This window comes from Pseudarthrobacter sp. B907 (genome assembly GCF_040137805.1).
Lineage (GTDB): Bacteria > Actinomycetota > Actinomycetes > Actinomycetales > Micrococcaceae > Arthrobacter.
The window spans coordinates 12,110-20,581 of sequence record NZ_JBEEQE010000022.1; the positions used below are offsets into that span (position 1 = coordinate 12,110).

Annotated in this window: 11 protein-coding genes; 1 reads left to right on the plus strand and 10 read right to left on the minus strand. The window is 67.9% G+C overall.

Features of this window, described 5'->3' with window-relative positions; all coding sequences use genetic code 11:
- Genes fliQ through ABLI39_RS16030 form a run of 8 tightly spaced genes read right to left on the minus strand, consistent with a single transcriptional unit; the run spans position 1 to position 5,348 of the window.
- Positions 1-276: a flagellar biosynthesis protein FliQ gene (gene fliQ, locus ABLI39_RS15995; RefSeq protein WP_349414461.1), complete on the minus strand. Its 276-nt coding sequence runs from the start codon at positions 274-276 to the stop codon at positions 1-3.
- Positions 273-1,103: a flagellar type III secretion system pore protein FliP gene (fliP, locus tag ABLI39_RS16000; RefSeq protein WP_502935242.1), complete on the minus strand. Its 831-nt coding sequence runs from the start codon at positions 1,101-1,103 to the stop codon at positions 273-275. Before fliP ends, fliQ begins: the two co-directional genes overlap by 4 nt.
- Positions 1,100-1,726, minus strand: coding sequence for a flagellar biosynthetic protein FliO (gene fliO, locus ABLI39_RS16005; protein ID WP_349414463.1), 627 nt, complete (start codon positions 1,724-1,726; stop codon positions 1,100-1,102). Before fliO ends, fliP begins: the two co-directional genes overlap by 4 nt.
- Positions 1,727-2,455 carry a flagellar motor switch protein FliN gene (gene fliN, locus ABLI39_RS16010; protein WP_349414464.1) on the minus strand — a complete coding sequence of 243 codons (729 nt, stop codon included), beginning with the start codon at positions 2,453-2,455 and terminating at the stop codon, positions 1,727-1,729. It lies immediately after the preceding gene.
- Positions 2,452-3,348, minus strand: a complete 897-nt coding sequence (locus ABLI39_RS16015; RefSeq protein WP_349414466.1) for a flagellar motor switch protein FliM — start codon at positions 3,346-3,348, stop codon at positions 2,452-2,454. The genes fliN and ABLI39_RS16015 overlap by 4 nt, the downstream gene beginning before the upstream one ends.
- Before the next feature lie 60 nt (positions 3,349-3,408).
- Positions 3,409-4,236, minus strand: coding sequence for an OmpA/MotB family protein (locus ABLI39_RS16020; protein ID WP_349414468.1), 828 nt, complete (start codon positions 4,234-4,236; stop codon positions 3,409-3,411).
- Positions 4,233-5,057 carry a motility protein A gene (locus tag ABLI39_RS16025; protein WP_349414470.1) on the minus strand — a complete coding sequence of 275 codons (825 nt, stop codon included), beginning with the start codon at positions 5,055-5,057 and terminating at the stop codon, positions 4,233-4,235. Before ABLI39_RS16025 ends, ABLI39_RS16020 begins: the two co-directional genes overlap by 4 nt.
- A gap of 3 nt (positions 5,058-5,060) precedes the next feature.
- On the minus strand, positions 5,061-5,348 hold the full coding sequence (locus tag ABLI39_RS16030; RefSeq protein WP_349414471.1) for a flagellar FlbD family protein: 288 nt from the start codon (positions 5,346-5,348) through the stop codon (positions 5,061-5,063).
- A gap of 261 nt (positions 5,349-5,609) precedes the next feature.
- On the opposite strand from ABLI39_RS16030, the gene ABLI39_RS16035 reads away from it, so the two are divergent.
- Positions 5,610-6,770 carry a cytochrome P450 gene (locus ABLI39_RS16035; RefSeq protein WP_349414472.1) on the plus strand — a complete coding sequence of 387 codons (1,161 nt, stop codon included), beginning with the start codon at positions 5,610-5,612 and terminating at the stop codon, positions 6,768-6,770.
- Positions 6,771-6,827: 57 nt separating this feature from the next.
- On the opposite strand, the gene ABLI39_RS16040 is transcribed toward ABLI39_RS16035, so the two are convergent.
- Both ABLI39_RS16040 and ABLI39_RS16045 read right to left on the minus strand, forming a co-directional pair.
- Positions 6,828-7,994, minus strand: coding sequence for a flagellar hook protein FlgE (locus ABLI39_RS16040; RefSeq protein ID WP_349414474.1), 1,167 nt, complete (start codon positions 7,992-7,994; stop codon positions 6,828-6,830).
- Positions 7,995-8,024: 30 nt separating this feature from the next.
- A complete protein-coding gene (locus tag ABLI39_RS16045; RefSeq protein WP_349414476.1) occupies positions 8,025-8,459 on the minus strand; it encodes a flagellar hook assembly protein FlgD in 435 nt (144 codons plus the stop codon).
- Between the last annotated feature and the right edge of the window lie 13 nt (positions 8,460-8,472).

Here is an 8,472-nt window from a genome sequence, read left to right on the forward strand (position 1 = left end):
TCACAGGCCCCCGAGCAGGGACGGGATCTTGGCGAAGAGGTCGTTGGTGAAGGCGACCATCTCCGTGATCATCCAGTGCCCGCAGACCACCAGGGCCACCGCCACGGCGGCGAGTTTGGGCACGAAGGAGAGGGTGGCTTCCTGGAGCTGGGTGATGGACTGCAGCAGGGAGATCGCCAGGCCCACCACCAGCGCGGTTACCAGCACAGGGGCCGAGAGCTTGGCGGCCACGATCATGGCCTGGAGGCAGATGTCCAGGACGGCGTTGGCGTTCATCCCGTGCCTGCGTAACTCTGGATCAGCGAGGTGATGATCAGGCCCCAGCCGTCCACGAGGATAAAGAGCAGGATCTTGAACGGCAGCGAGATCATGACCGGCGGCAGCATCATCATGCCCATGGACATCAGGGCCGCGGAGACGACGAGGTCGATCACGAGGAACGGGATGAAGATGACGAAACCGATGATGAACGCCGCGCGGAGTTCGGAGATCATAAATGCCGGGATCAGTGTCTGCAGCGGCACCGACTCCGGGGTGTCCGGGTTCTCCATGCCGGCGGCGCGGGTCATCAGGGCGATGTCTTCCTCGCGGGTGTGCGCCAGCATAAAGTGCTGCAGCGGCCCCGAGCCGGCGCTGAGCGCGGCGTTGAAGTCGAGGGTGCCGTTCAGGTAGGGCTGCACGCCGATGGTGTTCATCTCGTTGATGACCGGCCACATCACAAAGATGGACAGGAACAGGGCAAGGCCCGCCAGTACCTGGTTGGGCGGGATGGAAGGCAGTGAGAGCGCGTTGCGCGTCATGGCGAGCACCACGAAGATCTTGGTGAACGAGGTCATCATCAGCAGCAGCGCCGGCGCGACGGACAGCAGTGTGATCCCGATCAGGGTCAGGACCGCGGTGGAGGGCTTCCCGTCCATGCCGTTGATCTCAATGTTGACGCTGCCGGTGTCCGGGCTGGCCGGCGGGGTGGGCGGAACCGGCGGGACGGGGGCGGCGTGCCCGGCGGAGGCAGTCAGCCACAGGAGCAGGACAGCGAGCAGCGCGGCGGCGAGGCCGAGCGCCAGGATCCTGCCGGGTCGGCGGGCGGTGATGGGGCGGATCAATTGCGGCGTCCGCTCCTGAGAGCGGCAGCGGCCTGCTTCCAAGTGGAACCGGCCAGGATCGACCCGTGCAGCGGCGGGTGCACCGGGTTCCCGGACCCGGTATCCCGTCCCGGGGTGGTCCGCCCCGGGGAGGTCCGGGTGTGGGAGTCGCGGTGGATCGAGCTGCGGCGTGACAGCGGCAGCTCCGGCGACGCGCCGGCCGCGGGCTGGCCGCCTGCCGGCCGGGCGGCGCCGGCGTCGTCGGCGTCGTTCGCGGAAGCGGAGGCGGAAGCGGAAGCGGGGGCGGAGGCGGAGGCGCCGGCGAGGATCTGGGCGAACGCGCCGGCGGCCCCGCCGCGGCGGGGCTCCGGGGCCAGGTCTTCAAGGGCTTCTTCGGGGATGTCGCCGGTGTGGAGGACATTGACGGCGTGGTCGGTGACGCCGAGCAGGAAGCGGTGGCCGCCGGCGTCGACCACCACGACCGAGGCGCGCTGGCCGAGGCTTTGGCGGCTGACGACGCTCAGCGCAGCGTCAGCGCGGCGGCGTCCCGGGCCCTTGCCGAGACGGCGTTGGAGCAACCAGATCAGGCCGAGCACCGCGCCCAGGGCTACGGCTACCCGCAGCCCAAGGATCAGCGAGTCCATTCAGCTGAGCCCCTCGGCCACGTCGAGGATCCGGGTGATCCGCACGGCGTAGTCCTGGTCCAGGACCACAACCTCGCCGTGGGCGATCAGGCGGCCGTTGAGCAGCACGTCGGCCGGGGCGCCGGCGGAGCGGTCGAGTTCGATGATTTTGCCGGGTTCGAGCGAGAGCACGTCGCGGACGGACATGCGGGTGCGGCCGATCTCCACGGTCAGGGCCATCTCGATGTTGTTGATGCGGCCCAGCCGGCCGGCCACGGTGTCGCCGCCGCCGAACAGGTCGCCGGCGCGGTCCTGGCTGCTGCCGTGTTCGCGCAGCCGGACGGCAAACCAGGCCGCCGGGGCCGTGCCGTCGGAGAGTTCGAAGACGGCGGTGTCCGGATCCGAGAGCAGCCCGGAGGCGTCGGATTCACGCAGGTCGGAGAGCACGCCGGCGCCGAAGACGGAGCTGGCGCTTTCCATCGCCGGGCGGAGCACGTCGGTGACGGAGACGACGCCGAGCTGGCCGCCGGCCATGCCGCCTGCCGCCTCGTCCAGGAAGGTGCGGTCGCTGAGCATCAAGGCCAGGTCGGCGGTGACGGAACCGACGAAGGTCGCGGTGACGGCCTGCCGGGCGTAGGGGGCCGCGGCGCGGGCCGGGACCAGGGCAACAACCTTCAGGGCCACCGGGCTCGGCAGCTCCTCAACAAGCCGTTCCGCCGACGATTCGTGCTTGGTCAGGGTGATGCTCATTGGTTGTTCTCCTCGATTGTGACAATGACGGCAGCGGCCCGGGACCCGTTGCGGGCCGGGGCGGCGGTGGCCAGCCTCGTGCCGTCCAGGGTGAGGTCGAAGGGCCGGTTTTCCAGGTGCGGGAGGGTCAGGACGTCCCCGACCGCAAGGCCCAGTACCTGGCTGGGGGTGACGTACGACGTCGAGAGCCGGACCGAGAGTTCCACCGGGACGCGCTCCAGCTGGGAGCTGACGCGGGCGGCCGCGTCGCCGCGGTTGTCCGTCGGGTTGACCTTCTTCAGGCGTCCCAGCAGGATACCCGCGGGGACCGCCAGGGTGGCGGGGGCGCTGATGTTGCCGACATTGATGGTGAACGCGGCGACGATCATCAGTTCGCTCGGCGCTGCGGCCTGCGCGAACTGGGAGTTGTACTGGACGGTGTCCACCCGGATGGTTTCGCTCAACAGCGGCCCGAGCGAGTAGCCGAGGTCTTCGAGGGCCTCGTCCATGAGCCCTTTTACCAGGGCCTGTTCGATCTGGGTGAACTTCCGGTCCGGCATCGCCGTATCGTTCGAGGCGCCGAGCATCCGGTTGATCCAGCCGAGGGCCGAGGGGGCGGGGAACTGCACCACGAGCTTGGAATCGTGGGCCTCGACGGTGCACAGGACCATCGCGGTCACGGCCGGCAGGGAGGCTGCGTACTCGTCGTAGCTCTGCATGCTGACGTCTTCGAGCCGGACCACGGATTTTACCCGGACCTTCGCGGTCAGCTGGGTTCCCCACTGCCGGGCGAAGGTTTCGAAAGCGAGTTCCAGGACGCGGCTATGCTCTCGCGCCAGCGTCGCGGGACGCCGGAAGTCATAGACGCTGACGGTCCGCTCCCGTACCACTTCCCGCTCATCCAGAACACTCACGGTTGCCACTATCGGCAAGGGATCCGCCGCCGTAAGGCGTCCGCCCGAGGCAATACCAGCCTATTTCTGGCTGAGCTTCAGCGCCTCGGGAATGAGGGCCCGGACGACGTCGGGCTTGTCCGAAATGACCACGATGTCCACCCGCCGGTTCCGTTCCATCAGTTCCGGGGTGGAATCGTCGTTGACCTGCCGTGCGGAGCCGAACGCGACGGCGCCGATCTGCCCCGGCGGGATCCCGCCGCGGTCCACCATGTAGCGCAGCACGTTGACCGCCCGGGCCGAGGACAGCTCCCAGGTGGACGGGTAGGCGGTGATGCCGTTGGCGGCGTGGCCCTCCACCATGATTTCCAGGGCCGCCGGGCCAAGGATGGGCGAGATGATCTGCAGCACGTGGGAGGCCCGGTCGGTGAGCTCGGGCCGGTCCGCGGCGAAGAACGCCTGGGAACCGACCAGTTTGACCGTCAGGCCGCGCTGGTCGATCTGGAATTCGACGTTGGCGGTGAGCCCGGCTTCGGCGAGGCCGGCCCTCATCTTCGCTTCGAGGGCCCGGAGCCGGTCGACCTCCTTTTTGGCTTCCTCCAGGGCTGCCTGCGTGGCCGGGTTTCCCGGAGCCGGGACGGCGGCGAAGGCTTCGAGGTTTTTGTCCACGAGTTCGGGCGGGACCACCGTGCCCGACGCCGTGTCCACGGTCTCCGAGGCCACGGCACCGAAGCCGGTGGCCAGTGAGTTGCGCAGTTTTTCGAACTTGTTCGCGTCGACCGTAGACATCGCGTAGAGCACGATGAACAGGCACATGAGCACGGTGACCATGTCCATGTAGGAGGCCATCCAGCGTTCGTCGACGTGGTGCGCTTCGGGTTTCTTACGCGGCCGGCGACGGCCGCTCACGCGGCTGCGTCCATCGGCTCCGCAGAGTCGTCCCCGCCGGGCGCCTTGCGGCCCTTGTCGGCGGAGCTCTTGAGCTGGTGTTCGGGGACCATGGAGCGGAGCCGCTCGGCCAGCAGCAGCGGCTGGGCGCCGGACTGCACGGCGAGCATACCCTCCATCACGAGTGTCATGCGTTCGATGTCCAGCTCGGAGAGCCTGGCCAGGCGCGAACTGAACGGCAGCCAGATGAAGTTGGCTGAGAGCAGGCCCCACAGGGTGGCGACGAACGCGGCGGCGATCATGTGCCCCAGCTCGTCCGGCTTTGAGAGGTTTTCCAGGACGTGGGTCAGGGAGACGACGGTTCCGACAATGCCGACGGTGGGGGCGTAGCCGCCGAGGCTGGCGAAGAACTTTGAGGAGGCGTGGTCGCTGCGGGACTTTGTGTCGATCTCGTCCTCCATCTGCATCCGGAGGTCCTCGGCGTCCGTGCCGTCGGCGATGTTTTGCAGGGCGCGGGCGAGGAAGGGGTCTTTGACGCTGGCCGCTTCCTCCTCGAGCGAGAGTAGACCCTCGGCGCGGGCCTTTTCAGCAAAGCGGACCATCTGGTCGATGCTTTCCTGCGGCTTCGAGGTTTTGCCCATAAACATTGCCGGCACGGACTTGAACGCCTGAATGACGTCCTTGAGGGTGTTGCCGGCCAGCCCGATGGCCAGGGTTGCCCCGAAGACCAGGACCAGGGGCCCGGGCAGCAGCAGGGAGGTGATGCTGCCGCCTTCAATGAGCACCATGGTGATGACGGACCCAAAGGCCAGGAGCAGTCCAATGATTGTTGCGGGATCCATGGCTTACTTCCTAGGTGATTCAGGTGCAGGGGCGCCGGACTCGTCGTCCGGTCCGGCCGGCGGGACCAAGCTCAACGGGTACCCGGTGACCGCGGGAAAGTCCCGCGCCTTGCTCAGCACATAGGCGCGGTAGTCGGCGATCATCTCGACCACCTCGGCGAGGCTTTCAAGCACCACGTAGGCGGCGCCGTCGAGCGTGACCAGGTGGGTGTCCGGGCTCTCGTGGATCCGTTCGATCAGGTCCGGATTGACCGCGAAGCGCGTTCCGTTGAGGCGTGTGACAACGATCATGGGCCGATTCTGCTCTGGGGACTGCCCGGCTGTGGGCCGGGCGGCGGGGACGGGTGTTCTCCCCTTACTGTCGGCCGCCCGCGCGCTTTCGTTAGGAAGATTCCCGGTGCGGGGCCCGTTGCACAGGACTAGGGTGGAAGTCAGCGGGGCCGCGCGGCCCGCCCCGTTTCACCTTGGCCCGACGCGGTTGGCTGGCCGCCGGGCCACAGGCACCGCTCCCTGCCACGACCACGGCCGCCTGCCCCAGGAGGAGGGCGCGCCATGGCGTCATTTCCGGCTCTCGAACAGCCACTGAACCCGTTTCCGCAATACGAAGCGATGCGCCGCAGCGATCCTGTCTTTCAGGATCCGGTCACCGGAGCCTGGCACGTATTCGGCTATCAGGACGTGCAGCGTGTCCTGTCCGACCATGCCGCGTTTTCCTCCCGGTTCGGCGGGGACAACCCCACCGAAACCGGACAGCTCTTCGCGGCGAGCCTGATCAACACGGATCCGCCGCGGCACCGCCAGCTGCGTTCCCTTGTGGCCCAGGCGTTCACACCGCGGGCGGTCGAAGCTCTCGCCCCGCGCATCTCGGCGCTCACGGCGGAGCTGCTGGACCCCTTGGTTCCCGCCGGCAGCACCGACCTGATCGAACAACTGGCCTATCCGCTCCCGGTGATCGTGATCGCCGAACTCATGGGCATCCCGGCCGAGGACAGGGACCGGTTCAAGCAGTGGTCCGACGCGATCGTTAGCCAAAGCCCGGAGGCCGGGGAGGACCATTCCTCCGGCAACCGGGAGATGGCCGAGTATTTCCTGGCCATGATAGAACAGCGGCGGCACCGGCCCGGCGATGACCTGATCAGCAGCCTCCTCAAGGCTGAGATCGATGGGCAGAAGCTCAGCATCATGGAGCTGCTTGGGTTCTGCACCCTCCTGCTCGTCGCGGGCAACGAAACCACCACCAACCTGATCGGCAACGCCGTGCTGTGCTTCACCGATGAGCCGGGCACGGCGGAGCGGCTGGCTGAAGAGCCGGAGCTGCTTCCCCAGGCGATCGAGGAGGTGCTCCGCTACCGCTCCCCCGTCCAGTCGATGTACCGGGTGGCCGCCGTGGACACTGAACTGCACGGCCGGCCGATCCCGGCGGGATCCCCCATCGTGGCCTGGATCGGCTCGGCAAACCGCGACGGGCACCAGTTTCCGCACCCTGACCAGTTCGACGTCGGCCGCTCACCGAACCGCCATCTGGCCTTCGGGCAGGGCATTCATTTTTGCCTCGGGGCACCGCTGGCCCGGCTGGAGGCGAAAATCGCCCTGCAGGCCGTGCTCTCCCGGCTGCCCGGGCTTGCCCTGGAACCCGGGGCGCGGCTGGAACGGATGGACAGCACAATCGTCTTCGGAGTGAAAAACCTTCCCGTGTGCTGGCAGCCCGCCTGAGCGCCGCAGGCTGTCCCCGGGCCGCCCGACAGGGCAACCCGGGGGTGGGGGCCGGTACTAGCGCTTGAGGTTGCCGAGTTCCTGCAGGACCTCGTCGGAGGTGGTGATGATGCGGGCGTTGGCTTGGAAGCCGCGCTGGGCGACGATCAGGTTGGTGAACTCCTGGGAGAGGTCCACGTTGGACATTTCCAGCGAGCCGCCGGCCAGGGTGCCGATGCCCGGGTCACCCGCAGCGCCCAGCTGCACGTTGCCGGAGTTGGCGGTGGCGACGTAGGAGGAGCCGCCGGCCTTCTCCAGGCCGGCCGGGTTGGTGAACTTGGCCAGTGCAATCTTGGCCAGGACCTGCTTGGTGCCGTTGCTGAAGGACCCGATCAGGGACCCGTCGTTGCCGAGGGTGAAGGACTCCAGCTTGCCGGCCGCCGAACCGTTCTGGCCGGCAACCGTGAGGGAGCTCATGGTCGCGTAGCCGGAGACCTTCGAGAGGTCCACGGCGATGCCCCCGCTGGTAGCGATTGCGGGACCGGGGTTCTGCTTCCCGTTGGTGAACGTGAGGGAGCCGATCGGTCCGCCAGCGTCGGAAACGTCCCAGCCCAAAGCGGATTTGCTGAAGGTGAGCGTCACGCTGCTCTCGGCGCCGGTGGCGTCGTAGACCTTGACGACGCGCTGCAGCGCGGGGCTGCCCACGGCCGCGTCGCTGGGCAGGTTGCCGTCGAGGGTGACCTTGGTGGTGGGGGTCGCGATCATCGTGTTGGGGTTGAGCGTGATGTCGCCGATGGCACCCGCCTGGTCGACCACGCCGCTGGCGTTCGCGGTCCAGCCCTGAAGGATGCCGCCGTCGGGGCTGACGAGCTGGCTGGCGGCGTCGAACGTCATGGAACCGGCGCGGGTGAAGAGCTGCTGGCCGCCCTTGCTGGTGACGAAGAAGCCGTCGCCGGAGATCATCATGTCCGTGGCGCGGCCCGTGCTCTGCGAGGAGCCCTGGGCGAAGTTGGTGCTGACGCCGGCGACGCGGACGCCGAGGCCGATCTGCGCCGGGTTGCTGCCGCCGGACTCGCCCTGCGGCGCGGAGGCGCCCTGGGTCATCTGCGAGAGGGTGTCCTGGAACTGGGTGGAGGACGCCTTGAAGCCGGCCGTGTTGACGTTGGCGATGTTGTTGCCGGTGACGTCCAGCATGGTCTGGTGGGCACGGAGGCCGGAGATTCCGGAGTACAGCGAGCGGAGCATGGGAACTGCCTTTCTTCGGGAGGAAACTGGTTAGGAAGCGGCCGGCGCGGTCAGGCCGGTGATGGAGTCGAGGGGGATGGAAAGGTCGCCGACTTTGACGGTCGGCACGGCGCCGGCGAAGGACACCGAGCTGGCGATGCCGGTGCCGGTGGTGCCGTCGGCCAGGGTGTAGCCCACGGAGTGGCCAATCAGCTGGGAGGCTGCGGAGCGCATCTGGAGTGAGAAACCTTCCTTGCTGTTGGTGGTCAGCTCGGTCATTTTTTCCATCATGGAGAGCTGGATGGTCTGCGCCATCATCTGGTTGGTGTCCATCGGGGCGCTCGGGTTCTGGTTCTTGAGCTGCGCCACCAGGAGCGACATGAACACGTTGGCATCCATGGTCTGCACGGGGGCCCGGACGGCTGCAGCCTGCGGGGTCGTCCCCGTGGCCGTGACCGGCTGGGGGGCGATGGGCTGGATAGTCATAGCTGGGGTTCCT

Excerpts from the sequence above, each read along its gene's own strand:
- fliQ (WP_349414461.1), bottom strand. The coding sequence starts at position 276 with ATGAACGCCAACGCCGTCCTGGACATCTGCCTCCAGGCCATGATCGTG.
- fliO (WP_349414463.1), bottom strand. The coding sequence starts at position 1,726 with ATGGACTCGCTGATCCTTGGGCTGCGGGTAGCCGTAGCCCTGGGCGCG.
- fliN (WP_349414464.1), bottom strand. The coding sequence starts at position 2,455 with ATGAGCATCACCCTGACCAAGCACGAATCGTCGGCGGAACGGCTTGTT.
- ABLI39_RS16025 (WP_349414470.1), bottom strand. The coding sequence starts at position 5,057 with ATGGATCCCGCAACAATCATTGGACTGCTCCTGGCCTTTGGGTCCGTC.
- ABLI39_RS16030 (WP_349414471.1), bottom strand. The coding sequence starts at position 5,348 with ATGATCGTTGTCACACGCCTCAACGGAACGCGCTTCGCGGTCAATCCG.
- ABLI39_RS16035 (WP_349414472.1), top strand. The coding sequence starts at position 5,610 with ATGGCGTCATTTCCGGCTCTCGAACAGCCACTGAACCCGTTTCCGCAA.
- ABLI39_RS16040 (WP_349414474.1), bottom strand. The coding sequence starts at position 7,994 with ATGCTCCGCTCGCTGTACTCCGGAATCTCCGGCCTCCGTGCCCACCAG.
- ABLI39_RS16045 (WP_349414476.1), bottom strand. The coding sequence starts at position 8,459 with ATGACTATCCAGCCCATCGCCCCCCAGCCGGTCACGGCCACGGGGACG.